The organism is Caulobacter sp. UC70_42, from assembly GCF_044056025.1.
In the GTDB taxonomy this organism is placed as follows: Bacteria; Pseudomonadota; Alphaproteobacteria; order Caulobacterales; family Caulobacteraceae; genus Caulobacter.
The window spans coordinates 1,367,175-1,390,182 of the sequence record NZ_CP171994.1 but is presented as its reverse complement, the minus strand read 5'-3'; the positions used below and the strand labels follow the sequence as shown (position 1 = coordinate 1,390,182).

At 68.0% G+C, this 23,008-nt stretch carries 19 protein-coding genes, 1 tRNA gene and 7 pseudogenes; 16 read left to right on the top strand and 11 right to left on the bottom strand.

The features are described 5' to 3' along the window. Positions 1-42 precede the first annotated feature (42 nt). From ACHMW8_RS07230 to queG, 4 genes are all read left to right on the top strand, one after another. Entirely contained in the window at positions 43-972 is a 930-nt protein-coding gene (locus ACHMW8_RS07230) for a cation diffusion facilitator family transporter (protein ID WP_395445139.1), read from the top strand. Between the two features lie 31 nt (positions 973-1,003). Next, positions 1,004-2,455, top strand: coding sequence for a D-glycero-beta-D-manno-heptose-7-phosphate kinase (rfaE1, locus tag ACHMW8_RS07225; protein ID WP_125159027.1), 1,452 nt, complete (start codon positions 1,004-1,006; stop codon positions 2,453-2,455). 168 nt (positions 2,456-2,623) lie between these two features. Beyond that, a complete protein-coding gene (gene fzlA, locus ACHMW8_RS07220) occupies positions 2,624-3,310 on the top strand; it encodes an FtsZ-binding protein FzlA (RefSeq protein ID WP_125159028.1) in 687 nt (228 codons plus the stop codon). Further along, positions 3,291-4,406 carry a tRNA epoxyqueuosine(34) reductase QueG gene (gene queG / locus ACHMW8_RS07215; RefSeq protein ID WP_395445138.1) on the top strand — a complete coding sequence of 372 codons (1,116 nt, stop codon included), beginning with the start codon at positions 3,291-3,293 and terminating at the stop codon, positions 4,404-4,406. Before fzlA ends, queG begins: the two co-directional genes overlap by 20 nt. Before the next feature lie 4 nt (positions 4,407-4,410). On the opposite strand, the pseudogene ACHMW8_RS07210 reads toward queG, so the two are convergent. Further along, positions 4,411-5,281: pseudogene (locus ACHMW8_RS07210) on the bottom strand (UTP--glucose-1-phosphate uridylyltransferase). 162 nt (positions 5,282-5,443) lie between these two features. On the opposite strand from ACHMW8_RS07210, the pseudogene ACHMW8_RS07205 reads away from it, so the two are divergent. Further along, a pseudogene (locus ACHMW8_RS07205) lies at positions 5,444-5,942 on the top strand (FKBP-type peptidyl-prolyl cis-trans isomerase). A 6-nt stretch (positions 5,943-5,948) separates the two neighbouring features. On the opposite strand, the gene ACHMW8_RS07200 reads toward ACHMW8_RS07205, so the two are convergent. From ACHMW8_RS07200 to rfbC, 3 genes are all read right to left on the bottom strand, one after another. Next, positions 5,949-7,151 (bottom strand): threonine ammonia-lyase, encoded by a 1,203-nt coding sequence (locus tag ACHMW8_RS07200; RefSeq protein WP_395445137.1) that lies wholly within the window; start codon positions 7,149-7,151, stop codon positions 5,949-5,951. A gap of 87 nt (positions 7,152-7,238) precedes the next feature. Next, positions 7,239-8,162 (bottom strand): alpha/beta fold hydrolase, encoded by a 924-nt coding sequence (locus tag ACHMW8_RS07195; protein WP_395445136.1) that lies wholly within the window; start codon positions 8,160-8,162, stop codon positions 7,239-7,241. A 2-nt stretch (positions 8,163-8,164) separates the two neighbouring features. After that, complete coding sequence (gene rfbC, locus ACHMW8_RS07190; protein ID WP_395445135.1) at positions 8,165-8,728, bottom strand: dTDP-4-dehydrorhamnose 3,5-epimerase; 564 nt, start codon at positions 8,726-8,728, stop codon at positions 8,165-8,167. Positions 8,729-8,764: 36 nt separating this feature from the next. On the opposite strand from rfbC, the gene ACHMW8_RS07185 reads away from it, so the two are divergent. Then, positions 8,765-9,790: a glycosyltransferase family 2 protein gene (locus ACHMW8_RS07185; protein ID WP_395445134.1), complete on the top strand. Its 1,026-nt coding sequence runs from the start codon at positions 8,765-8,767 to the stop codon at positions 9,788-9,790. Here the strand turns inward: ACHMW8_RS07185 and argE are convergent. Then, positions 9,768-10,947 (bottom strand): annotated as a pseudogene (gene argE / locus ACHMW8_RS07180) (acetylornithine deacetylase). The gene ACHMW8_RS07185 and the pseudogene argE sit on opposite strands and share 23 nt — an antisense overlap. A gap of 114 nt (positions 10,948-11,061) precedes the next feature. On the opposite strand from argE, the gene ACHMW8_RS07175 reads away from it, so the two are divergent. The 6 genes and pseudogenes from ACHMW8_RS07175 (at position 11,062) to ACHMW8_RS07150 (ending at position 17,050) form a co-directional block, all read left to right on the top strand. After that, complete coding sequence (locus tag ACHMW8_RS07175) at positions 11,062-11,697, top strand: glutathione S-transferase family protein (protein WP_395445133.1); 636 nt, start codon at positions 11,062-11,064, stop codon at positions 11,695-11,697. A gap of 90 nt (positions 11,698-11,787) precedes the next feature. Continuing rightward, a pseudogene (gene purU, locus ACHMW8_RS07170) lies at positions 11,788-12,633 on the top strand (formyltetrahydrofolate deformylase). A 94-nt stretch (positions 12,634-12,727) separates the two neighbouring features. Beyond that, complete coding sequence (rfbB, locus tag ACHMW8_RS07165; protein WP_395445132.1) at positions 12,728-13,795, top strand: dTDP-glucose 4,6-dehydratase; 1,068 nt, start codon at positions 12,728-12,730, stop codon at positions 13,793-13,795. Next, complete coding sequence (gene rfbD / locus ACHMW8_RS07160; RefSeq protein WP_395445131.1) at positions 13,795-14,694, top strand: dTDP-4-dehydrorhamnose reductase; 900 nt, start codon at positions 13,795-13,797, stop codon at positions 14,692-14,694. Before rfbB ends, rfbD begins: the two co-directional genes overlap by 1 nt. 84 nt (positions 14,695-14,778) lie before the next feature. Continuing rightward, positions 14,779-15,664 (top strand): annotated as a pseudogene (gene rfbA / locus ACHMW8_RS07155) (glucose-1-phosphate thymidylyltransferase RfbA). A 108-nt stretch (positions 15,665-15,772) separates the two neighbouring features. Continuing rightward, positions 15,773-17,050, top strand: a complete 1,278-nt coding sequence (locus ACHMW8_RS07150; protein ID WP_395445130.1) for a serine hydrolase domain-containing protein — start codon at positions 15,773-15,775, stop codon at positions 17,048-17,050. 52 nt (positions 17,051-17,102) lie between these two features. On the opposite strand, the gene ACHMW8_RS07145 is transcribed toward ACHMW8_RS07150, so the two are convergent. After that, entirely contained in the window at positions 17,103-17,537 is a 435-nt protein-coding gene (locus tag ACHMW8_RS07145; RefSeq protein WP_395445129.1) for a COG3650 family protein, read from the bottom strand. 48 nt (positions 17,538-17,585) lie between these two features. Here ACHMW8_RS07145 and ACHMW8_RS07140 point away from each other — a divergent pair, with 48 nt between their 5' ends. From ACHMW8_RS07140 to ACHMW8_RS07130, 3 genes are all read left to right on the top strand, one after another. Then, complete coding sequence (locus ACHMW8_RS07140) at positions 17,586-18,710, top strand: DNA cytosine methyltransferase (RefSeq protein WP_395445128.1); 1,125 nt, start codon at positions 17,586-17,588, stop codon at positions 18,708-18,710. 72 nt (positions 18,711-18,782) lie between these two features. Beyond that, a complete protein-coding gene (gene cysK / locus ACHMW8_RS07135; protein ID WP_395445127.1) occupies positions 18,783-19,769 on the top strand; it encodes a cysteine synthase A in 987 nt (328 codons plus the stop codon). A 19-nt stretch (positions 19,770-19,788) separates the two neighbouring features. Continuing rightward, entirely contained in the window at positions 19,789-20,241 is a 453-nt protein-coding gene (locus ACHMW8_RS07130) for a very short patch repair endonuclease (protein ID WP_125159045.1), read from the top strand. Between the two features lie 219 nt (positions 20,242-20,460). Here the strand turns inward: ACHMW8_RS07130 and ACHMW8_RS07125 are convergent. From ACHMW8_RS07125 to ACHMW8_RS07105, 5 genes and pseudogenes are all read right to left on the bottom strand, one after another. Continuing rightward, positions 20,461-21,297 (bottom strand): annotated as a pseudogene (locus tag ACHMW8_RS07125) (hybrid sensor histidine kinase/response regulator); the annotation flags it as partial. Positions 21,298-21,337: 40 nt separating this feature from the next. After that, a complete protein-coding gene (locus ACHMW8_RS07120; RefSeq protein WP_395445126.1) occupies positions 21,338-21,943 on the bottom strand; it encodes a hypothetical protein in 606 nt (201 codons plus the stop codon). Between the two features lie 188 nt (positions 21,944-22,131). Continuing rightward, positions 22,132-22,419 (bottom strand): DUF167 family protein, encoded by a 288-nt coding sequence (locus ACHMW8_RS07115; RefSeq protein ID WP_125159047.1) that lies wholly within the window; start codon positions 22,417-22,419, stop codon positions 22,132-22,134. Then, a complete protein-coding gene (locus ACHMW8_RS07110) occupies positions 22,412-22,519 on the bottom strand; it encodes a hypothetical protein (RefSeq protein WP_395445919.1) in 108 nt (35 codons plus the stop codon). Before ACHMW8_RS07110 ends, ACHMW8_RS07115 begins: the two co-directional genes overlap by 8 nt. A 106-nt stretch (positions 22,520-22,625) precedes the next feature. Beyond that, positions 22,626-22,727: pseudogene (locus ACHMW8_RS07105) on the bottom strand (YggT family protein); the annotation flags it as partial. A gap of 112 nt (positions 22,728-22,839) precedes the next feature. Here ACHMW8_RS07105 and ACHMW8_RS07100 point away from each other — a divergent pair. Then, positions 22,840-22,915: transfer RNA gene (locus ACHMW8_RS07100), tRNA-Ala, on the top strand. The last annotated feature ends 93 nt before the right edge of the window (positions 22,916-23,008 follow it).

The following is a 23,008-nucleotide window of genomic DNA, read 5'->3' as shown; positions in this document are numbered from 1 at the left end:
GTTCGCGCTGGGCAGGCGAAACCGCCTTGCTAAAGTGCTGCCATGACTCTCTCCGCCACCTCGCCCGAAACCCGCGCCGCCACCCGACGCGTGGCCCTGCTTTCGGTCGCGGTGGCGGCGATCCTGATCGTGGTCAAGGCGATCGCCTGGCGGATGAGCGGCTCGGTGGCGATCCTGGCCTCGTTGTCGGACTCGGCGCTCGACCTCGTCGCCTCGCTGATCACGGTCTATGCGGTGCGCTACGCGGCCGAGCCGCCGGACGCCGAGCACCGCTTCGGCCATGGCAAGGCGGAGGCGTTTTCCAGCCTGATGCAGGGCGGCCTGGTCTTCGCCTCCGGCGCCCTGATTGGGCGGGAGGCGATCGACGCCCTGCTGCATCCGCGTCCGGTCCAGCACGGCCTGGCCGGGGTGGTGGTGATGATCGTCTCGATCGGCCTGACCCTGGCCCTGATCACGGCCCAGACCCGCGTGGTGAAGGCCAGCGGCTCGATCGCCATCTCCGGAGACCGGGCCCACTACGCCGCCGATCTGGCCTCGAACGCCGTGGCCCTGGTCGGCGTGGGCGCGGCGGCGTGGCTGGGCCTGGCCTGGATCGACTCGGCCGCGGGCCTGGTGGTGGCGCTGTGGCTGATCTGGGGCGCGATCGGCGTCTTCCGCGAAGCTTCGGCCCAGTTGATGGACCAGGAACTGCCCGAGACCGAACGTGAGCGGATCGTTCTCCTGGCCACCACCGATCCGCGCGTTCTGGGCGTTCACCAGCTGCGCACCCGCGCTTCCGGTCCCTACGTCCATATGCAGATGCATGCCGACCTGGCGGCGGACATCTCTCTGGCCGAGGCGCACACCATCATCGTGGCCGCCGAGAACCGGCTGCTGGAGGCCTTCCCGTCGGCCGACATCATCATCCACCCCGATCCGAGGGGGCTGGCCGAGAAACACGGCGGTGTCTTCGCCGAAACGGTCGAGGGTTGAGTTCCTCGAGCCGGTGAGGGTACGGAACCTTATGGACGACGCCCTCTCTCATCTCCCCCGCGCCTTCTCCGACAAGACCGTGCTGGTCCTCGGCGACGTGATGCTGGACCGCTTCATCTATGGCGCGGTCGACCGCATCTCGCCCGAGGCGCCGGTGCCGGTGATCGCGGTCGAGAAGGAAACCGCCATGCTGGGCGGCGCGGGCAATGTCGCGCGCAACGTCGCGGCCCTCGGCGCCAAGGCGGTGCTGATCGGTCTGGTGGGCCAGGACGACGCCGGCGCGGCCCTGCGTGGCATGATCGACGCCGAGCCGGGGCTGGAGGCGGAGCTTGTCGCCGATCCCCAGCGCCGCACGACCGAGAAGGTCCGCTACATTTCCGGTTCGCACCAGATGCTGCGCGTGGATCGAGAGGATCGCGGCCCCGGCGACGGGGCGGCGCTGCTCGCGGCCTTCGCGGCCCGTCTGCCCGCCGCCGACGTCGTGGTGCTGTCCGACTACGCCAAGGGTGTGCTGAGCGCCGAGGTGGTGCGCGGGGCGATCGACGCGGCCCGCGCCGCCGGCAAGCCGGTGATCGTCGATCCCAAGAGCCGCGACTTCGCCCGCTACGACGGTGCGACCCTGATCAAGCCCAACCGCAAGGAGGCCGCCGAGGCCACCGGCATCGTCGACAACTCGGATGAAGCCTCCGAGGACGCCGGCGCGGCCATCCTGGCCATGGCCCCGGGCCTGGAGGCCGCTCTGATCACGCGTGGGGGGGCCGGCATGACCCTGTCGGTGCGCGGCCAGCCGCACGTTCATCTGCCAGCCACGGCGGTCGAGGTGTTCGACGTCTCCGGCGCCGGCGACACCGTGGCCGCGACCCTGGCTCTGGCCGTCGCGGCCGGGGCGAGCCTGGCCGACGCCGCGCGCCTGGCCAACCTGGCCGGCGGTCTGGTCGTCGCCAAGCTGGGCACCGACGTCGTTACGGCCGCAGAACTGACGGCCGTCGCGGTCTCCACCCAAGGCGAGCCCGGCGAGATCAAGATCGCCGACCGCGATCTGGCTCGGCGGATCGTCGAGGGCTGGCGCGCGCGCGGGCTGAAGGTCGGCTTCACCAACGGCTGCTTCGATCTGCTCCACCCCGGCCATGTCTCGCTGCTCAGCCAGGCCAAGGCCGCCTGCGACCGGCTGATCGTCGGCCTCAATACCGACGCCTCGGTCTCCAAGCTGAAGGGGCCCTCCCGGCCGGTGCAGAAGGAGCAGGGGCGCGCCACGGTGCTGGCCTCGCTGTCGTCGGTGGACCTGGTGGTGCTGTTCGGCGAGGAGACGCCCCTGGCGCTGATCGAGGCGTTCCGGCCAGACGTGCTGATCAAGGGCGCGGACTACACGGTCGAGACGGTGGTCGGGTCCGATATCGTCCTCGGCTATGGCGGTAAGGTTGTTCTGGCCGAGCTCAAGCAAGGGCAGAGCACGACGAACCTGATTGCTCGCATGAACAGCTAGCCGCGAGCGCGTCAGGCGAAGTGTGCGCGGTTCGCCGCCCGTACGCGCGGCAAAAGAGTTCAAAGCGCCGTACAAAGGTCTGCTTTTCTTGGGTAAACCCCGTTCGGCAATCTGTTGTTAAGCAAAACGGCGCATCGCTCTTTCGATGCAGCCTGAGCGCACCTGGGCATGAGCGTCGAACGCACCCTACACCATTTCCCTCTCGACCCCGCCTCGCGACAGGTGCGTCTGGCGCTGGGCGAGAAGCGGCTGCCGTTCCTCGAGATCCAGGTTCGCTACTGGGAGATGCCGCCGGAGTTCACCTCGCTGAACCCGTCGGGCATGCCGCCGGTGCTGGTCGAGACGCGCCACCAACGCAACCTCGTCGTCTGCGAAACCCGGGCCATCCTCGAGCACATCGAGGAGACCGAGCCAGAGCCGCCGTTGCTCGGTCGCGACCCGGCCGAGCGCGCCGAGGCGCGCCGCCTGCTGCAGTGGTTCGACCGCAAGTTCGACAACGAGGTCAACGGCTTCCTGCTGCACGAAAAGATGGAGAAGCGCCTTCTTCGCATGGGCGCGCCGGACCTGGCCGCCCTGCGGCAGGGGCGCGAGGCGCTGCGGGCGCATCTGGGCTATATCGACGGCCTCTTGCAGACCCGCGACTGGCTGGCTGGCCGTCGCATGAGCCTGGCCGACTTCGCCGCCGCGGCGCACCTCTCCGTCATCGACTATTTCGGCGATGTGCCCTGGAAGGACTTCTCCACGGCGAAGACCTGGTACATGAAGTTGAAGTCGAGGCCGGCCTTCCGTCCGATCCTGGCCGACCGCTGGCCCGGCCTCGCGCCGGCCGCGCATTATGACGACCTCGACTTCTGAGCTGAGCTTTCAAACCATCAAGGACGAGATTCGCGCCGAGGCCCTGAACCTGGGGTTCTCGGCCTGCGGCTTCGCCGACGCGGCGGCGGCCTGGCCGAATGGCGCGTGGCTGGAGGCCTTCGTCGCGGCCGAGCGCCATGGCGAGATGGGCTGGATGCAAGAGACGCTGGAGCGGCGCTCGCATCCCACGGCCATGTGGGCGGATGCGAGGTCGGCGGTGGTGCTGGGCGTCAACTATGGCCCCGACATAGATCCGCTGGAGCAGCTGGCGCGCGGCGACCACGCGGCCATCTCTGTCTATGCCCAGGGCGACGACTATCATGATGTCATCAAAAAGCGCCTGAAGCTGCTGGCCGGCTGGATGCATCGCCGGTTCGGCGCCGACGTGAAGGTGTTCGTCGACACCGCGCCGCTGATGGAAAAGCCGCTGGCGCAACGGGCAGGTCTGGGCTGGCAGGGCAAGCACACAAACCTGGTCTCGCGGCAGTTCGGCTCCTGGCTGTTCCTGGGCAGCGTGCTGACCACGCTCGACCTGCCGCCGGATGAAGCCGAGGTCGACCACTGCGGCCGGTGCAGCGCCTGTCTCGACATCTGCCCGACGAGAGCCTTTCCGGCGCCTCGCCAGCTGGATGCGCGGCGGTGCATCTCGTACCTGACGATCGAACTCGCCGGTCCCATCCCCGCGGAGTTCCGCGAGGCCCTGGGCAATCGGATCTACGGCTGTGACGACTGCCTGGCGGTCTGCCCGTGGAACAAGTTCGCGTCGCTGTCGAGCGAGGCCAAGCTTCAGGCGCGCCAGGAACTGCGGCAACCGACCCTGGCGGAACTGGCTGTCCTGGATGACGCCGCGTTCCGGGCGCTGTTCTCGAAGAACCCGATCAAGCGGATCGGTCGAGATCGCTTCGTGCGCAACGTGCTCTACGCGATCGGCAACAGCGGCGATGTCGGGCTGATGGCGGTGGTCGAGCCCCTGCTGACCGACCCCGCGTCCGTGGTGCGCGGCGCGGCCGTCTGGGCCGCGCGGCGACTGCTCGGAGACGCCTCGGCGCTGAAGCGCGCCGAGGACGATCCCGAGGTCCTGGCCGAGTGGGCCTGAGGGTCTATTTCAGCAGGTCCTCGATGGCGGCGCGGGCGGCGGCGCCCAGTTCCCGGATTGGCCAGGGCCAGGGCGACATTCGCGCGCAGCAGGCCGATCTTGTCGCCGCAGTCGTAGGTGACGCCTTCGTATTCCAGGGCGTGGAAGTCCTGGGTGGTCAGCAGCTTCAGCATCGAGTCGGTCAGCTGGATCTCGTTGCCGGCGCCCTTCTCCTGGCTGGCCAGCAGGTCGAAGATCTCGGGCTGCAGGATGTAGCGACCGCTGATGAACAGGTTCGAAGGTTCCGTGCCCTTCGGCGGCTTCTCGACCATGCCGGTCATGCGGTTCAGGCGGCCGTCCTGGCCGTCCAGCGCGACGATGCCGTACTGGTGGGCCTGGCCCTCGGGGCAGGGCTCGACCACGACGATGTTGCCGCCGACTTGGTCATAGGCCTCGATGGCCTGGGCCAGGGCCGACTTCTGGGCGTGCATGACCATGTCGGGCAGCATGACGGCGAAGGGCTCGTCGCCGATGATGTCGCGCGCGCACCACACCGCATGGCCCAGGCCCAGCGGGGCCATCTGGCGCACGAAGCTCATCTCGCCCGGCTTGGGCAGCTCGGCCAGCAGTTCGTCGAGCAGGGCGGTCTTGCCCTTGGCGGCCAGGGCGGCTTCCAGCTCGACCTGGTGGTCGAAATAGTCCTCGATCGCGCCCTTGTTGCGGCCGGTGACGAAGACGAAGTGCTCGATGCCGGCCGCGCGGCCTTCGGCGATGATGTAGGACAGGATCGGCCGATCGACGACGTTCAGCAGTTCCTTCGGGGTGGTCTTCGTGCCGGGCAGCACGCGGGTGCCAAAGCCGGCGACAGGAAGGACGGCTTTACGAACGGGTTTCATGAGCGGCTCGCCTGATGTTCGGGAGGCCGTTTCTAAGAGGGCTGGCCAGCGAAAGCCACCACTGTTCCGTGAAATCGCCTTCCGCGCGGGTCAATGCTTGCACGGAGATGGAATCGCGGGCGGTCCGTGCTAGCTGGACGGCCTGAACGTTTGAGGTCTGTCATGCATCGTCGCGCTCTTCTCGTCACCCTCGCCGCCGCCGGCTTGGCCCTGGCCGCCTGCGGGCCCAGCAAGAAGGCGCAGGAAAACCTCTCCATCGCCGACGAATTCATGGCCAAGAACGCCAAGGAGCCCGGGGTCGTCACCCTGCCGCAAGGCCTGCAGTACAAGGTGGTGCGCGAGGGGCCTCAGGGCGGCCTGCACCCGACCCAGGCCGACGAGGTCAAGGTCCACTACGAGGGCAAGCTGCTGGACGGCACGGTGTTCGAACTCCAGCTACGAGCGTGGCGTGCCGGCCGTGTTCCCGCTGGACGGCCTGGTCCCGGCCTGGGTCATCGCCCTGCAGCGCATGAAGGCCGGCGACGAGTGGATCCTCTACGTGCCGCCGGCCCTCGGCTATGGCGCGCAGGACAAGGGTCCGATCCCGGCCAACAGCGTGATGATCTTCAAGATCGAGCTGCTGGACGTGAACCGTCTGGGCCCGGGCAAGCCGAAGGAATAGGCCGCCTTAGACGGCCCGCGGCGGATAGCCCTTCTCGCGCAGGGCGTTCATGACGTCCTGGGTGTGCTGGGCGTCGCGGGTCTCGATGGTGATGTCGAATTCCGCGCCCTTGGCAGGGACGTCCAGGGCCAGGCGGTTGTGGTTGACCTCGATGATATTGGCGCCCATCGCGCCGATCACGCTGGCCACCGTCGACAGCAGGCCGGGACGATCGTCGCCGATGATCCGCAGGCTGATCAGGCGCTGGGCGCGGACGAGTTCGCGGGTCAGGACCGAGGCCAGCAGGCGGGTGTCGATATTGCCGCCGCACAGGATCAGGCCGCACTTCTTGCCCCGGAAGCGTTCCGGATAGGCCAGCAGGGCCGCGAGCGACGCCGCGCCGGCGCCCTCGGCGATGGTCTTCTCGACATTGCAGTAGAGCGCCACGGCCTGCTCGATGTACGGCTCTTCCAGCAGCAGCACGTCGTCGATCAGCGGGCGGGCGACGCCATAGGTCAGGTCGCCGACCGTCTTGACCGCCACGCCCTCGGCGATGGTCTGGCCGCCGCAATGGGCGGTGATGCCGCGCATCTTGGCGGTGAAGGACGGGTACATCGCCGGCTCGCAGCCGACGATGTGGATGTCGGACTTCAGCGCCTTGGCCGCCGTGGCCACGCCGCTGATCAGGCCGCCGCCGCCGATCGGCACCGGTAGAACTTCCAGGTCCGGCGCGTCTTCCAGCATCTCCAGGGCGATCGTGCCCTGGCCGGCCATGATGTCGTAGTCGTCGAACGGGTGGACGAAGGTCAGGCCCTGCTCATCGCGCAGCTTGCGGGCGTGGGCGTTGGCGTCGTCATAGGTCTCGCCCTCGATGATCACGGTCGCGCCGAAGTCGCGGGTGTGCTGCACCTTCACGAACGGCGTGGTGCGGGGCATGACGATGGTGACGGGCACGCCGAGGCGAGCGCCGTGATAGGCAAGGCCCTGGGCGTGGTTGCCGGCGCTGGCGGCGATGACGCCCTTGGCCTTCTCGGCGTCCGACAGCAGCATCAGCTTGTTCAGCGCGCCGCGCTCCTTGTAGGCGGCGGTGAACTGCAGGTTCTCGAACTTCACCCACACCTCGGCGCCGGTGATCTTCGACAGCGTCTTGGAGTGTCGGCACGGGGTGCGCTCGATCTGACCCTTCAGGCGGCCGGCGGCGGCTTGGATGGCGGCGAGGTCGAGGGTCATCGGGTCAGCACTCTGTCGCGGCGAGGAACGGGCCGTGGCGGGCGTCTAACACGGTCGAGCCGGCAAAACACCCCTTGGCCATGCCCCTCAGGGCGCTTCCCTCAGCAGGTTTTCTATCGCCGCCCAGGCTTCCGGCTCGGTGAGCATCGGGGCGTGGCCCACGCCGGGGACCTCGGCATAGGCCATGTGCGGCGCGGCGGCGCGCATGCGCTCGGCGATGGCGGGGTCGATCAGGTCCGAGATGCCGCCGCGCACCAGCAGCAGCGGCCGGTCCTTCGCCAAGGCCCGGAACAGCGGGTACATGTCCGGCGGAGCCAGGGCCTGCCCTCCCTTTGGGCCGCCTTCGGCCTGCGACTTCGCGGCCGCTTCGGCGGCGGCCTTGATCGGGGCCGAGATGTCGGGGTCATAGGCCAGGACGTAGCCGCCATCGGCTTCGTCGAACAGGCAACGGGCGAAGGCGTCCCAGTCTTCGGCTGAGTAGGCGGGGAAGGCGGCCTCATTGATCGCCTTGGCGTAGGCCACGGCGTCGTCCCAGGTCTCGAACCGGCTGGCCATGCCGGTATAGCCGGCGATGCGGGCCAGGCCGACAGGCGACAGCTCGGGGCCGACATCGTTCAGCACGGCGGCGGCGATGGCCTCGGGCTTTAGCGAGGTCAGCACCATGGTGATCAGCCCGCCCATGCTGGTGCCGACGAACACCGCCTTGTCGATCCCGGCTGCCTGGAGCAGCGAGACGATGTCGGCGGCGTAGGTTCCCGGATGGTAGTTCATCGGGTTCGGATCGCGCGCCGACAGGCCCCGACCGCGCACGTCGACCGCCAGCACGCGGCGGCCCGTGGCGGCGATGCGCGGGGCCTGGTTCTCGAAGTCGCGGGCGTTGCGGGTCAGGCCATGGATGCAGATCACCGGCAGCTTCTGGGTCTCGCCGCCAGAAACGCCCATTGGGGCGTAGTCACGGGCGTGCAGTGGCAGGCCTTCGTGCGAAGTCCAGAAGAAGTCGGTGAAGCTCATGGTCAGGCCTCGTAGGTAAACGGCGAATCGATCTCGCTCAGCAGCGGCGCGGCGTTGTCGCGATCGTTGGCGGTGATCTCAGTTGCGGGGATAGGCCAGTCGATGCCGATGCCCGGGTCGCTCCAGCGCACCGCGCCCTCGGCGGCGGGGGCATAGTAGCCGGTCACCTTGTAGAGCACTTCGCAGGCGTCGGTCAGGGTGACGTAGCCGTGGGCGAAGCCCTTGGGGACCAGCAGCTGCTGACGGTTCTCGGCCGACAGCTCGGCCCCGACCCACCGGCCATAGGTCGACGAGCCCTTCCGGATGTCGACCGCGACGTCGAAGATCGACCCGACCACGCAGCGCAGCAGCTTGTCCTGGGCGTGCGGCGGCTTCTGGTAGTGCAGGCCGCGCTGGATGCCGCGCGTCGTGGAGCGGACGTGGTTGTCCTGGACAAACGCAGCCTTGAAACCGGCCTCCTCCAGCGCCGACTGGCGGAAGGTCTCGGAAAACCAGCCCCGCTCATCGCCATGGCGCGCGGGCGTGATAAGCAGCACTTCGGGGATCGCCAGCGGCGTGATCTTCATGACGCGTATTTGCCTTGAGAAACGAACCGGCCACCGATGCCGCCTGAGACGATGGAAAACAAGACCGGCCCGCTCGTTAGCGTGATCATCGTCTCCTACCAGAGCGGACCGACCCTGGAGCCGTGCCTGGACAGGCTGGCGGCTCAGACCTTCCGCGACTTCGAGACGATCCTGATCGACAACGCCTCGACCGACGGCGCGCCCCAGGCGGCGGCCAAGGGCCATCCGTGGGTCGATTCCGTCGAGGCCGGCGCCAATCTGGGTTTCGCGGCGGGCAACAACTTCGCGGCCCGGCGCGCCAAGGGTCGCTGGCTGGTCCTGCTCAATCCCGACGCCTACGCCGATCCCGAGTGGCTGGCCGAGCTGATGGCCGGCGTCGACCGCTATCCGACCGTGAAGAGTTTCGCCTCGCTGCAGCTGTCGGCCGACCGGCCGGGTCTGCTGGACGGGGCCGGCGACAATGTCACCAGCGCGGGCATCCCGTTCCGGGGCGGGTATGGCCGCAAGGAACCGACGGTTCTACCCGAGGGCGAGGTGTTCTCGGCCTGCGGCGCGGCCATGCTGATTGACCGAGAGCTGTTCCTCGCGGTCGGCGGCTTCGACGAGCGCTACTTCTGCTACTGCGAGGACGTCGACCTGGGCTACCGCCTGCGCCTCTACGACTACCCGACCCTGCTGCTGCCCAAGGCCAGGGTCGCCCACGTCGGTTCGGCCAGTACGGGCGTGCGGTCGGACTTCTCGATCTTCCACGGTTCGCGCAACCGCATCTGGACCTTCGTCAAGAACACGCCTGGCTGGCTGTTCCCGGTCACCCTGCCCCTGCATGTGGCGGTGACGGCGGGCCTGCTTCTGCTGCACTGGCGGCGCGGCGACGTGGCGCCGGCCATCCGGGGCATCAAGGCGGCGCTAAAACGCGAGGACCTGGATCAGGTCTTGGCGGACCGCCGCGCTATCCAGGCCAAGCGCAAGGCTTCGCCGGGCGCGATCCTGCGGGTGATGTCGATCGATCCAGCGGCGTTCATCGGTCGCCGCTTCGTCATCAGGAAATGGAAAGGTCCTTGATCAGCCGGCGCATGAAGGCCGCGCCGCGCTGCATCTGGCTGATCTCGACATATTCGTCGGGCTGGTGGGCCTGGTCGATCGAGCCGGGGCCGCAGATCACGGTCGAGAAGCCCGCGCCCTGGAACTGCCCGGCCTCGGCGGCATAGGGCACGACCCGGGCCGGACCGTTGTCGCCGGCCAGCTTGCGAGCGAAGGCCTCGGCGACGCCGTTCTCTTCCGGCGCGAAGGCCGGGTCAGCGATCGGCGCTCGACCTTGACGCCGCCCTCGGGCGCCTTGGCCTTGATCTCGGCGTCCATGCGCTCGACCGCCGCGAAGAAGTCGGCGAGGATCGCCATGGGTTCCAGATTGGCCGGGGTGCGCAGGTCGAAGACGAACACGCATTCGCGCGCCAAGATGTTGACGGCGGTGCCGCCATTGACCTGGCCGACGGTCAGGGTCGCGCCCTTCGGGATGAACAGCGAGTTCGGATCGGCCTCGCGCTCCAGCCTTTCGGAAAGCTCGACCAGCATCGCCATCAGCTTGATCGCCGCCATGTTGGCCGAGAGACGCCCAGGTGGGTGAGGCTGGAATGGGCCTCGCGGCCCGTCACCGTGACGATGAAGCTGGCGATGCCCTTGTGGGCGCGGACGGCGACCATGTCGGTGGGCTCGCCGACCACGACGAGGGCCGGGCGAGGCAGGTCGTTGGCGATGACCTCGATCATGTCCGGCGCGCCCAGGCATCCGACTTCCTCGTCATAGGAGAAGGCCAGGTGAACGGGCTTCTTCAGCGTCGCCTGGGCCAGGTCGGGCGCGGCGGCCAGGGCCAGGGCCAGGAACCCCTTCATGTCGCAGGTCCCGCGTCCGTAGAGCCGTCCGTCGCGCTCGGTCAGCACCCACGGATCGCTGGACCACGGCTGGCCGTCGACCGGCACGACGTCGGTATGGCCCGACAGCACAACCCCGCCCTCGACCGCCGGCCCGATGCTCGCCAGCAGATTGGACTTGGTCCCGTCCGCGTTCGGCACCCGGCGGCTCGGCACGTCCAGATGAGCCAGATAGGCCTCGACCCACTGGATCAGCTCCAGGTTCGAGCGGCGCGATGTGGTGTCGAACGCCACCAGCGTCTTCAGGATGTCGACGGCGCGGGCGGACAGGACTTCGGATGAGGAAACCATGCGCCGAGCCTAGACCCGTTCGTTCGCCGACGCCTACCCGCGCGCGGCGAGATCGCTAGACTGCGCGGTGTTGACCTCCATGTAGGCAGCCAGAGTTTTCCTGGGAGACGCCCCGTGATCGACCTCTACACCTGGACCACGCCCAACGGCCGCAAGGCCTCGATCATGCTGGAGGAGGTGGGCCTGCTCTACAGGGTCCACCCGGTGAACATCGGCAAGGACGAGCAGTTCGACCCGAAATTCCTGGCCATCTCGCCCAACAACAAGATCCCGGCCATCGTCGACCACGACGCGAGTGGTGGCCCGCAGACCGTGTTCGAGAGCGGCGCGATCCTCGTCTATTTGGCCGAGAAGACCGGCAAGCTGCTGGCGCCCAGCGGGCCCGAGCGCTGGGCGGCGCTGGAATGGACCTTCTGGCAGGTCGGCGGCCTGGGGCCCATGGCCGGCCAGTACAACTATTTCGCCCTCCGCGCCGACGAGAAGATCCCGGCCGCCATCAACCGGTTCGGCGATGAGGTCACGCGCCTTCTGGGCGTGATGGATCGGCGGCTGAACGACCATCCCTGGCTGGCCGGCGAGCACTTCTCCATCGCCGACATCGCCAGCTATGCCTGGACCAAGGCCATTCTCGCCGCCCTGGCCAAGGCCGAGCCCGACCGCGAACCGGGCGTCCCCGCCGTCGAGGCCTGGCTGCAGGCGGTGGGCGACCGACCGGCCGTCCAGCGCGGCATGGCCGTGCCCCAGGTTTAGGAAAACGTCCGCCGCGCCAGAAAAATCGGCCCCGCCTCAGGCGTTCAGCCGCTTTTCTTCGGCGATGGGGTTCTCTAGAGGGAGCGGATCATGATCCTGACCCTCTCCTGTCCCGACCAGCGCGGCATCGTCGCCAAGGTGTCCGCCTTTCTGTTCGAGCGTGGCTGCAACATCCTCGAACGCCCAGCAGTTCGACGACCAGGAGACCGGTCAATTCTTCATGCGCGTGGTGTTCGACGCCGATGGCGCTGACCGAGCGGCGTTGCGCGCCGAGTTCGGGACCGTGGGCGAAGCCTTCAAGATGAAGTGGACCCTGCGCGACCGCGCCGAGCGCTATCGCGTGCTGCTGCTGGCCAGCAAGTTCGACCACTGCCTGGCCGACCTCGTCTATCGCTGGCGGATCGGCGAGCTGCCGATGGACATCGCCGGCGTGGTTTCGAACCATCCCGCCGAGACCTACGAGCACATCGACCTCTCGGGCCTGCCCTTCCACCACCTGCCGGTGACCAAGGAAACCAAGTTCGAGCAGGAAGCCGAACTCTGGAAGCTGATTTCAGGACACCAGGACCGACATCGTCGTGCTCGCCCGCTACATGCAGGTGCTGTCCGATGGCCTGTCGGCCAAGCTGCAGGGCCGCTGCATCAATATCCACCACTCGTTCCTGCCGGGCTTCAAGGGCGCCAAGCCCTATCACCAGGCCCATGCGCGCGGCGTGAAGCTGATCGGCGCCTCGGCTCACTACGTGACGGGCGACCTCGACGAAGGCCCGATCATCGAGCAGGACGTCGAGCGCATCAGTCACCGCGATACGCCCGAGGACCTGGTCCCGCAAGGGCCGCGACATCGAGCGTCGGGTGCTGGCGCGCGCCCTGCGCTATCGCCTGGAAGACCGGGTTTTGCTGAACGGCCGCAAGACGGTGGTGTTCACCGACTAGGGGCCGAGCCCCAGCGTTCGGGCACGGACTGTTGCGCGTACACTAAAAACTGGAGTACGGGGCGTGCTCGTCTAGGGCTTGAGCTTTCCAGCGCATGTCGCAGCAAAATCTTCGCGTGATGGTGACCGGCGGGTCGGGCTTCATCGGCTCGGCCGTATGCCGTCATCTGGCCGGCCAGAACGACGTCGCGATTCTCAACTACGACAAGCTGACCTACGCGGCCTCGCCGGCCAGCCTGGCCATGCTGGAGGGCAAGGCCGACTACCAGTTCGTGCAGGGCGACGTCGCCGACGCGGCGACCGTCTCGGCCACGATCAAGGCCTTCCGGCCCAACGTGGTCATGCACCTGGCCGCCGAAAGCCATGTCGACCGCTCGATCACCGGCCCCGGCGACTTCGTCCAGACCAACATCGTCGGCACCTATGTGATGCTGCAGGCGGCGCTCGAGCACTGGCGAGGCCTGGAGGGCGACGAGAAGGCCGCCTTCCGCTTCCATCACATCTCGACCGACGAAGTGTTCGGCAGTCTTGGCGCGGATGGCCTGTTCAGCGAGACCACGCCCTACGATCCGCGCTCGCCCTATTCGGCCTCCAAGGCCTCGTCCGATCACCTGGCCCGCGCCTGGCATCACACCTACGGCCTGCCGGTGGTGGTCTCGAACTGCTCGAACAACTACGGGCCCTATCATTTCCCCGAGAAGCTGATCCCGCTGGTCACGCTGAATGCCCTGGAAGGCAAGCCGCTGCCGGTATACGGCAAGGGCGACAATGTCCGCGACTGGCTGCACGTCGAGGACCACGCCCGCGCCCTGCACCTGATCGCCACGAAGGGCGCGCCCGGCGAGAGCTACAATGTCGGCGGCCGCAACGAGCGGACCAATCTGCAGGTGGTCGAGGCGATCTGCGACGTGCTGGACGAGCTGCGTCCGATCGCCGGCCAAAGCCGTCGCGAACTGATCACCTTCGTCGCCGACCGTCCGGGCCACGACGCCCGCTACGCCATCGACGCCACCAAACTGGAAACCGAACTGGGCTGGACGGCGCGGGAGACCTTCGAGACCGGTCTGCGCAAGACCGTCCAGTGGTACCTCGACAACGAGGCCTGGTGGGCCCCGTTGCGCGAGCGCTATGCCGGCGAGCGCCTGGGATTGAAGACCGCCTGATGCGTATCGCCCTCTTCGGCGCCAACGGCCAGCTGGGATCGGACCTCGTCACGCTGGCCGGTCGGCGTGGTCTCGACCTAGTGGCCGTGACCCGCGCCCAGGTCGACGCGGCCGATCCGGCGGCCGGCTTCGACGGCCTCGACTTCGACATCGCCATCAACTGCGTGGCCGTCACCCGCGTCGACGACTGCGAGAAGGATCCGGGTCCGGCCGTGGCGGTCAACGCCCACTTCGCCGGCCGCCTGGCCAGGGCCTGCGCCGCCAGGGGCGCGCGACTGGTGCAGGTCTCGACCGACTATGTCTACGGCGGTCAGGCCCAACGCGAGCCCCTGTCGGAAGACGTCGGCCGGGCGCCGGTCAACGTGTATGGCGCGACCAAGGCCCTGGGCGAGGACCTGGCCCGACTGGAGCACGACGACGTCATCGTCGCCCGCGTCGCCTCGCTGTTCGGCGTGGCCGGCGCCAGCGGCAAGGGCGGCAATTTCGTCGAGACCATGCTCCGTCTGGCCAAGGAGAAGGGCCGCCTGACCGTCGTCGCCGACCAGGTGATGTCGCCCACCGCCAGCCTCGACGCCGGCGAGGCCATCCTCGATCTGGTCGCGGCCAAGGCCCCGGCGGGCGACTATCACGTGGTCAATTCGGGGATCGCGTCGTGGTGCGCCTTCGCGGACGCGATCATCGCCAGGGCCGGTGTCGCCGCCGAGGTCGCGCCGATCCCAACGAGCCAGTTCCCGACCCCCGCTCGCCGACCGCCCTATAGCGCGCTGTCGAACGCCAAACTGGTCGCCGCGATCGGTCGTCCGATGCCGGACTGGGCGGACGCTCTCGACCGCTACCTCGCGGCCAAGGGGCATATTCGAGCCGCCGCGGTCAAAATTTCTTCGAAATCATCGCGTTGAAGACGCAACCCCTGAAACTAAGGGCTCACGCCGTCGTGAATTCCGCTCTAGGTTTCGGCCGTCAAGACTGAAGAAGAAGACGTAATGAAGGGCATCATCCTCGCGGGCGGATCGGGCACGCGCCTCCATCCCGTGACCATGGCGATCAGCAAGCAGTTGCTGCCGGTCTTCGACAAACCCATGATCTACTATCCGCTCTCGGTGCTGATGATGGCCGGCGTGCGCGACGTCCTGATCATCTCCACGCCGCGCGACCTGCCGCTGTTCGAGGGGCTGCTGGGCGACGGGGCCAAGTGGGGGATCAACATCACCTACGCGGAACAGGCCAATCCGAACGGCCTGGCCGAGGCCTATCGCATTGGCGCGGATTTCGTCGGCGGCGAGCCGTCCATCCTGGTGCTGGGCGACAACCTGTTCTACGGCGCGGGCCTGGGTCGCATCCTGCAGGGCGCCAAGGAGCGCTCGAAGTCCGGAGCCAGCGTCTTCGCCTATTTCGTCAACGACCCGCAGCGCTACGGCGTCGTCGAGTTCGACGCTTCGGGAAAGGCCGTCTCCATCGAGGAGAAGCCGGAAAAGCCACGTTCCAACTGGGCGGTGACCGGGCTCTACATGTACGACCACCGCGTCGTCGACTTCGCGCGGGACCTCAAGCCCAGCGCGCGTGGCGAGCTTGAGATCACCGACATCAACCGCTTCTATCTCGAGGCTGGAGACCTGTCGGTCGAGCGCATGGGCCGGGGCTTCGCTTGGCTGGACACCGGCACCCACGACAGCCTGCTGGAGGCCTCCGAGTTCGTGCGGACGCTGGAGCACCGGCAGGGCCTGAAAATCGGCTGCGTTCGAGGAGGTCGCGTTTCAGAACGGCTGGATCTCGACGGAGCAGCTGATGGGCCTGGCGCACGACTTGGCCAAGTCGCCCTATGGCGCCTATCTGAAGCTGGTCGCCACTCAGGAGCGCGACCTGGCCTGATCAGCGGGCTCATCTACGACCACGACACGCTGGAAAAGCGCCTAGACGTCGGCGACAGTCCGATCTCCTTATGGCCAACGTTGTCATAAGAAGCGTTCGGGAGGCCACGTGTCCAAGAAGATGATCCTCGCCGCCGTCGCGGCGATGCTGCTGGCCGTTCCGGCCGCACCCGCCCTGGCGCGTCCGGCGGCGGTCGCTGAAGCCGCAGCGCCGGTCAAGATCGACAAGGCCCGCATCGACGCGGCCCTGAAGGCCATGGTCGACAGCGGCCGCGCCGTCGGGGTCTCGGCCCTGGTCTGGCAGGACGGCCAGGAGCGCTATTTCGGGACCGCCGGCATGGCCGACCGCGAGGCCGGCAAGCCGATGCGCCGCGACACCCTGGTGCAGATCTTCTCGATGACCAAGCCGATCACGGGCGTGGCGCTGATGCAGCTCTGGGAGCAGGGCAAGTTCGGCCTCGATGACCCGCTGTCGCGCTACCTGCCCGAATTCGCCGACATGAAGGTCATGGACGCCCAGGGCCATGTGGTCCCGGCCAACCGTCCGATCCTGATCCGCGATGTGATGCGTCACACGGCCGGCTTCTCGTACGGCGGACGCGGCCTGCCGGCCGACAAGGTCTTCCAGACGGTCGATCCGCTGAACCTGAAGAACGACCTGGCCGAATTCAGCCGCCGCCTGGCGACCGCGCCGCTGCTCTATCAACCCGGCGAGCAGTGGAGCTACAGCGCCGCCGTCGACGTTCAGGCGCGCCTGGTCGAGGTGCTGAGCGGCCAGTCCTATGAGGCTTATGCGAAGGCGCACATCCTCGACCCTCTGGGCATGAAGGAAACCGGCTGGACCCAGCCCGAGGCCGCCTTCGCGCGTCTGGCCGCCACCTACAACAAGGGCGCGGATGGCAAGCTGGCCCGCCAGGACGACGCCGAGACCCGCAAGCTGAACTTCGACCCCGGCCGCCGCCTGACCATGGGCGGGGCGGGTCTGGTCGCGCCAATCGACGACTACGCCCGCTTCTCGCGCATGCTGCTGGGCGGCGGGACGCTGGACGGCGTGCGGATCCTCAAGCCCTCGACCGTGCGCCTGATGGGGACCGACCATCTCGACGCTCGCGTCACCGAGACGTGGTGGCTGCCCAGCAAGGGCTCGGTCGGCTTCGGCCTCGACTTCGCGGTCCGCAAGAGCCAACCCAAGACGGCTGAGGAAAATCGCGGCGCCGTCGGCGAGTTCTTCTGGGATGGCCGCGAGACGACGCTGTTCTGGGTCGACCCGGCCAACAGGCTGACGGCTGTGTTCTTCGTCCAGACCTTCCCGTTCGACGCCAGCCTGCACCGCGATTTCCGCGCGGCGGTCTACGGTGCGAACTATCTGGGGCCGAAGGGCGACTGAAGCGCGACAGCCGAAAGCGGCCGCCGGGTTTCGACGCACGTCGCGCGTCAAACTAAGGTCGCGGCTGGGCCGCAAGGTCCTGTGTTTTCGAGGCGCAGCCCCGCAAGGTCTCGCCGTCGATCCAGACCTCGGCCGAATAGCCGTAGTGGCGGTCGGACATGCCGTCCGAACAGTCGCCCGGCGTCAGGCGCAGGACCAGCCGCTGCTCACCGACCGTGCCGTCCCAGACGCCCTGGTCGCCATCGGCCCGCACGCCGGGATTGGCGGTGGCGACCTCCGCGTGGTCCGGACGGGCCAGGGTCATGCTGGCGGCGCGGATCTTGAGGGTCCAGAACGGCTCGGTCCCGACCGCGTCGAAGTCGCCGCCGTAGTCCGGGCCCATCATCACTGGTGCGTCGGCTGGCGGCGGCGCGTTCTCGTTCGAGCCCAGCGGCGCATCGCAGGCGGCGAGAACGAGGGCGGCGGCGATCAGGACGGCGGTGCGCATGTCTCTGGCTATCCCGGCGAGGCCTGGTGAGGCTGACACTTCGCTTCGATGAATCGGAACGCTCGTCCCTCCTTCCTTGAATTCTTCGCCGGCGGCGGCATGGCGCGCCTCGGCCTGGGCGAAGACTGGGCATGCGCTTTCGCCAATGACTTCGACGCGGTGAAGGCGGCGGCCTACAGGGCCAACTTCCCGGACGCCGAGGGACATTTCCACGAGGGCGACGTCTTCGCCCTGAGCGCCGAAGCTCTGCCGACCGCCGACCTGGCCTGGGCCTCCAGCCCCTGCCAGGACTTCAGCCTGGCCGGCGCGCGGGCGGGCCTGGCGGGCGGCAAGTCTTCGGCCTTCTTCGGCTTCTGGACCCAGATGAAGGCTCTGTCGGCGCAGGGCCGCGCCCCGCCGGTGATCGTCATCGAGAACGTCGTGGGCCTGCTGACCTCGCACCACGGCGACGACTTCACCGCCCTGTGCGGCGTGCTGTCTGAGGAGGGGTATCGTTTCGGAGCTCTGGAGATCGACGCCGGCGCCTTTGTTCCGCAGTCGCGGCCTCGCGTCTTCGTGGTCGCCACCCGCCTGCCGACGGGTGACCTGGAAGGCTCCAGCGCCTTCCACACCCGGGCCGTGCGCGAGGCGGCGGCGCGGCTGCCCGAGGACCTGCAAGGGCGCTGGATCTGGTGGGGCGTCCCGTCGCCCCCGGCTCGCAACGCCGATCTGGCCGTGGTGCTCGAGCCCGACGCCGCCGTGACCTGGAATCCGCCGAAACGCACGCAGGCCCTGCTGGCCCTGATGGCCGACAGCCACCGCCAGGCGGTCGAGACACGCCGCGAGGCCGGCGGCCGTTCGGTCGGTGCGGTCTTCCGCCGGATGCGCGGCGGCCAGCAGCGGGCCGAGGTGCGATTTGACGGCCTGGCGGGCTGTCTGCGCACCCCGCGCGGCGGTTCCTCGCGCCAGACCCTGCTGGTCATCGAGAACGGCGCAGTCCGCTCGCGGCTGGTCAGTCCGCGCGAGGGCGCGCGCCTGATGGGCCTGCCGGACAGCTACGCCCTGCCGCGTTCGCAGACGGCGGGTCTGCAGGTGATCGGCGACGGCGTCGCGGTTCCGGTGGTCCGCTGGCTGGCGGAAACCCTGTTGGAGCCCCTGCTCGATAGTAAAACTGCAAGCCTCGCCGCCGAATGACCCGCTGACAGCCCTCGCCTCGGGGTCTACGGTGCGGCCCGCTTCCCGCAACCTAAGGCTCTGGGTTCTCAGATGGACGACGCTTCCTCCCTCTATGACGCCGCGCGTTTCAAGCGCGCTGGTCGCGGCAAGGTCTATGACTCGATCATCGACACCATCGGCGACACGCCGCTGGTGCGCCTGCCGCGGCTGTCGGCCGAGCTGAAGCCCAAGGGCGAGGTCCTGGCCAAGCTGGAATTCTTCAATCCGATCGCCTCGGTCAAGGACCGCATCGGCGCCGCGATGATCGAGGCCCTGGAGGCCCAGGGTCTTCTGAAGCCGGGCGCGACCATCATCGAGCCGACCTCGGGCAACACCGGCATCGCCCTGGCCTTCGTGGCCGCCGCCAAGGGCTACAAGCTGATCCTGGTCATGCCCGAGAGCATGTCGATCGAACGCCGCAAGATGCTGCTGCTGCTGGGGGCCAAGCTGGAACTGACCCCGGCGGAGAAGGGGATGCGTGGCGCCGTCGCCCGCGCCCAGGAGCTGATCGAGGCCACGCCGGGGGCCGTCATGCCCCAGCAGTTCGAGAACGGCGCCGACCCGCTGGTCCACCGCGTCTCGACCGCCGAGGAAATCTGGAACGACACCAAGGGCGCCGTTGACGCGGTGGTCTCGGGCGTCGGCACCGGCGGCACCATCACCGGCGTCGGCCAGGTGCTGAAGGCGCGCAAACCCGGCCTGAAGATGGTGGCCGTCGAACCGGAAGCCTCGGCCGTACTGTCGGGCGGCGCGCCCGGCCCGCACAAGATCCAGGGCATCGGCGCGGGCTTCGTCCCCGGCGTGCTGGATCGCGGCGTGATCGACGACATCGTCCAGGTCAGCAACGACGACGCCTTCGCCATGGCCCGCCGCGCGGCCAACACGGAGGGCCTGCCGGTCGGCATCAGCTCGGGCGCGGCCCTGACGGCGGCCTTCGACCTGGCCTTGCGCGACGAATACGCTGGCAAGGTGATCGTGGCGATCATCCCCAGTTTCGCCGAACGCTACCTGTCTACGGCCCTGTTCGAGGGGCTCTGAGCCAGCCGAGCCGAGCGCCTTGACCGATGTCTACGACAAGGCCAAGCGCTCGGCCGTCATGGCGCGCGTGAAGAGCAGGGACACCACGCCGGAAAAGGCCCTGCGCCGTATCCTCACCGGTCTGGGCGCGCGTTACCGCCTGCATCGCAAGGACTTACCGGGCAATCCGGACCTGGTGATGGCGGGGCGCAAGCTTGCCTTCTTCGTCCACGGCTGCTTCTGGCATGGACATGACTGCGCGCGGGGCTCGCGGGTCCCGAAGGCCAATCGCGACTACTGGCTGGCCAAGGTGGCCCGCAATGTCGCCCGCGACGAGCGCTCGATCCAGGCGCTGGAAGCCGCCGGCTGGCGCGCCGAGGTGGTCTGGGAGTGCGACTTCAAGGATGAGGCGGCGCTGACCGCCAGGCTTCAGGCTCTGCTGGCCTCGACGTCGGCGTCTTCGGATCGGGCGGCGGTCCCCGCCAGGACCTGAGCGAGAGCGCCGAACAGTTCGACCGGGTCGATCGGCTTGGCGACGTGGGCGTTCATGCCGGCGGCGGCGCAGGCTTCCCAGTCCTTGGCCGTAGCCGAGGCGGTGACGGCGATGACCGGGACGTCGCGGTTGGGTCCGTCGCCGGCTCTCAGAATCCGGGGTCGCCTCGCGGCCGTCCATGCCTGGCATGTAGAGGTCCATCAGCACCGCGTCGAAGACCTCCGCGCTCAGCAGATCAAGGGCCTGCTCCGCGGACTCGGCCAAGGTGGCGTCGACGCCGAGCGGCTCCAGGACGAGTTCGATGGCCCGGCGGTTGACCACGTGATCGTCGACCACCAGCACCCGCAGGCCGTTGACCGAGCGGCCTTCCTCTTCGGCGCGCGGCGCTTCGGCGGGGTCCAGCAGCGCGGTCAGGGTGAAGCGCGCGCCCTCGCTTGGCGCTCTGGCGGCGGTCAGGTCGCCGCCCATCAGACGAGCCAGCTCGCGGCTGATCGCCAGGCCCAGGCCCGAGCCGCCATGCTGGCGAACCACGGCGGCGTTCAGCTGGTCGAAGGGCGTGAACAGGCGCGGCAGGGCGGCCTCGGGAATCCCCGGACCAGTGTCATCGACGGTGATGGTGAGCAGGATCCGTTCGCCGGCCGGCCGGGCGTCGAATACGACCGTGATGTCGCCGCGCTCGGTGAACTTGATGGCGTTGCTAAGCAGGTTGTTCAGCACCTGCTTCAGCCGCATGGCGTCACCCGCAGTCCAGCGCGGCAGGCTGGCCGCGCCGGCCACCCGCAGGCGCAGCCCCTTTCGCGCCGCCTCGGGCCGCCACAGGCGCAGGGTGTCGGACAGGGCTTGGCGCAGGTTGAAGGCGCTGCTTTCCACCGACATTCGACCGGCTTCGAGGCGCGAGAAGTCCAGCAGATCGTTCAGCAGGGTCCGCATCAGTCCGCCCGCGTCGGTTATGAGCTGGGCGTGGACCTTGGAACTGGTTTCGGGAACCTCGCTGTGCAGGCGCGCGGCGCCGGCCAGGATGGCGCTGATCGGGGTGCGCAGCTCATGGCTGATCATGGCGACGAAGGCGGACTTGGCGGCCACGGCCTCCTCGGCCTCATGGCGGCGGCGCTCGGCTTCGGCCTTGGCGTCGGCCTCGGCCTTCAGGGCCGCGCTCAGGGTGCGGCTGGCCACGGTGACCGAGACAATCATCAGGAGCGCCCCGAACCAGAGGGCGTCTGCGAGATTTTACGCCTGGATTGGCCGCCTTGGCCACGAACGGGACGATCAGCAGGTAGAGGGCGTGCGGCGCGGCGGCCATCAGGGTGGCCGAACGGTCGCCGGCGTTGACCACCACGACATTCAACAGCGCCCCGGCCAGCAACATGCCGCCCAGGGTCGGGGCGAAGCGGATGTGCGATGAGAACAGCATGATCGACAGGGCGCCGAACGCCGTCGAGGTGATGGTCGGGGCCACGAACGCCGTCAGGCGCCGCCAGGTCGCCACGGGCGCGCCTGGATTGATCTCCAATGGTCTTCGCGCCCACAGCTCGAACAGGTGGCAGAGCGTATAGGCCAGCGCCCACGGCCAGCCCCAGACCGGATGCACATAGACCTGGAGTATAACGGCGATGACCAGGGTGGCGCCCAGGCGCAGACAAGTGTTCGTACGCCGCGAAGCGACGGCGCGAGCCACATCCCCTTGCGCGTCTGTCGTCGACATGGTCGCCCGGCCGCCCCGAGGGATCCCCCGATCCCCTTCACGACCGAGATTAGGCGCGAAAGGTCTAAAGGAAAATAAAAAAATCTCGGCACGTCAATGGTTTGGCTTAAGACCTCTCTGGGTAGGATCGTGCGCCAAGGTGGTTCCTTCGTGTGTGGCGAAGGCAAGTTCTTTCGCATCCAGCTTGGTTAGGGACGGGGTCCGAACGCGCGCTCCAGGTCTTGGATGGTGACTCCCTCGATTTCGAGCCGCTTGACCCGCGCTGTGTCGCCGGCGGCCAGGCGGACGGCCGAGCGAGGCACCTTCAGCGTCTTGGCCAGGAACACGAGCAAGGCGGCGTTCGCCGCGCCGTCGACCGGCGGACTGGAGACGCGCACCTTCAGATAGGGCCGTCCGTCGCCGTCCAGCGACCAGCCGTCGACGGCGTCGCGGCCGCCGCGAGGGGTCAGCCGGACAGCCAGGATCTCCTTAGCCAAGGATGTTCAGCAGCGCGCCCTGCAGGGCCGGCATGATGAAGATCTGAATGCCCCGAAGCAGCAGGAGAACGATGATCGGACTGATGTCGACGCCGCCGATCGCGGGGATGATTCGGCGGAAAGGCGCCGAGTATCGGGTCCGTGACGCGGTCCAGGAACGTCGCGATATTGTAGACGAACTGGTTGCGCCGATTGATCACGTCGAAAGCGAACAGCCAGCTCAGGATCGCCGAGATGACGATCGCCCACCACAGCAGGTCGAGCAGGGCGTTGAGGATGAAGAAGACGAGATTGATGATCGGGGCCATGGGATTTCCGTCTGGACGCCACACTTCTTGCCGCGCCTGGAGGTTGCTGGCAAGGCGTGGTGAGAACCCCGCTTGACGTCCGCGCTCTGGAGCCGTATTTCCCCCGCTCCTTGGGGCCGTAGCTCAGATGGTAGAGCGCCTCGTTCGCAATGAGGAGGTCAGGGGTTCGATTCCCCTCGGCTCCACCAAGGATTCTATCTAAATAATTGTTTTTGCTTAGCAAAAGGCAGTGGCCCGCTGAGCAACCCCACGAATTTCCCCTCACTTTTCTCGTGCTTCAA

Excerpts from the sequence above, each read along its gene's own strand:
- ACHMW8_RS07230 (WP_395445139.1), top strand. The coding sequence starts at position 43 with ATGACTCTCTCCGCCACCTCGCCCGAAACCCGCGCCGCCACCCGACGC.
- rfaE1 (WP_125159027.1), top strand. The coding sequence starts at position 1,004 with ATGGACGACGCCCTCTCTCATCTCCCCCGCGCCTTCTCCGACAAGACC.
- fzlA (WP_125159028.1), top strand. The coding sequence starts at position 2,624 with ATGAGCGTCGAACGCACCCTACACCATTTCCCTCTCGACCCCGCCTCG.
- queG (WP_395445138.1), top strand. The coding sequence starts at position 3,291 with ATGACGACCTCGACTTCTGAGCTGAGCTTTCAAACCATCAAGGACGAG.
- ACHMW8_RS07200 (WP_395445137.1), bottom strand. The coding sequence starts at position 7,151 with ATGACCCTCGACCTCGCCGCCATCCAAGCCGCCGCCGGCCGCCTGAAG.
- ACHMW8_RS07195 (WP_395445136.1), bottom strand. The coding sequence starts at position 8,162 with ATGAGCTTCACCGACTTCTTCTGGACTTCGCACGAAGGCCTGCCACTG.
- rfbC (WP_395445135.1), bottom strand. The coding sequence starts at position 8,728 with ATGAAGATCACGCCGCTGGCGATCCCCGAAGTGCTGCTTATCACGCCC.
- ACHMW8_RS07185 (WP_395445134.1), top strand. The coding sequence starts at position 8,765 with ATGCCGCCTGAGACGATGGAAAACAAGACCGGCCCGCTCGTTAGCGTG.
- rfbB (WP_395445132.1), top strand. The coding sequence starts at position 12,728 with ATGTCGCAGCAAAATCTTCGCGTGATGGTGACCGGCGGGTCGGGCTTC.
- rfbD (WP_395445131.1), top strand. The coding sequence starts at position 13,795 with ATGCGTATCGCCCTCTTCGGCGCCAACGGCCAGCTGGGATCGGACCTC.
- ACHMW8_RS07145 (WP_395445129.1), bottom strand. The coding sequence starts at position 17,537 with ATGCGCACCGCCGTCCTGATCGCCGCCGCCCTCGTTCTCGCCGCCTGC.
- ACHMW8_RS07140 (WP_395445128.1), top strand. The coding sequence starts at position 17,586 with ATGAATCGGAACGCTCGTCCCTCCTTCCTTGAATTCTTCGCCGGCGGC.
- cysK (WP_395445127.1), top strand. The coding sequence starts at position 18,783 with ATGGACGACGCTTCCTCCCTCTATGACGCCGCGCGTTTCAAGCGCGCT.
- ACHMW8_RS07120 (WP_395445126.1), bottom strand. The coding sequence starts at position 21,943 with ATGTCGACGACAGACGCGCAAGGGGATGTGGCTCGCGCCGTCGCTTCG.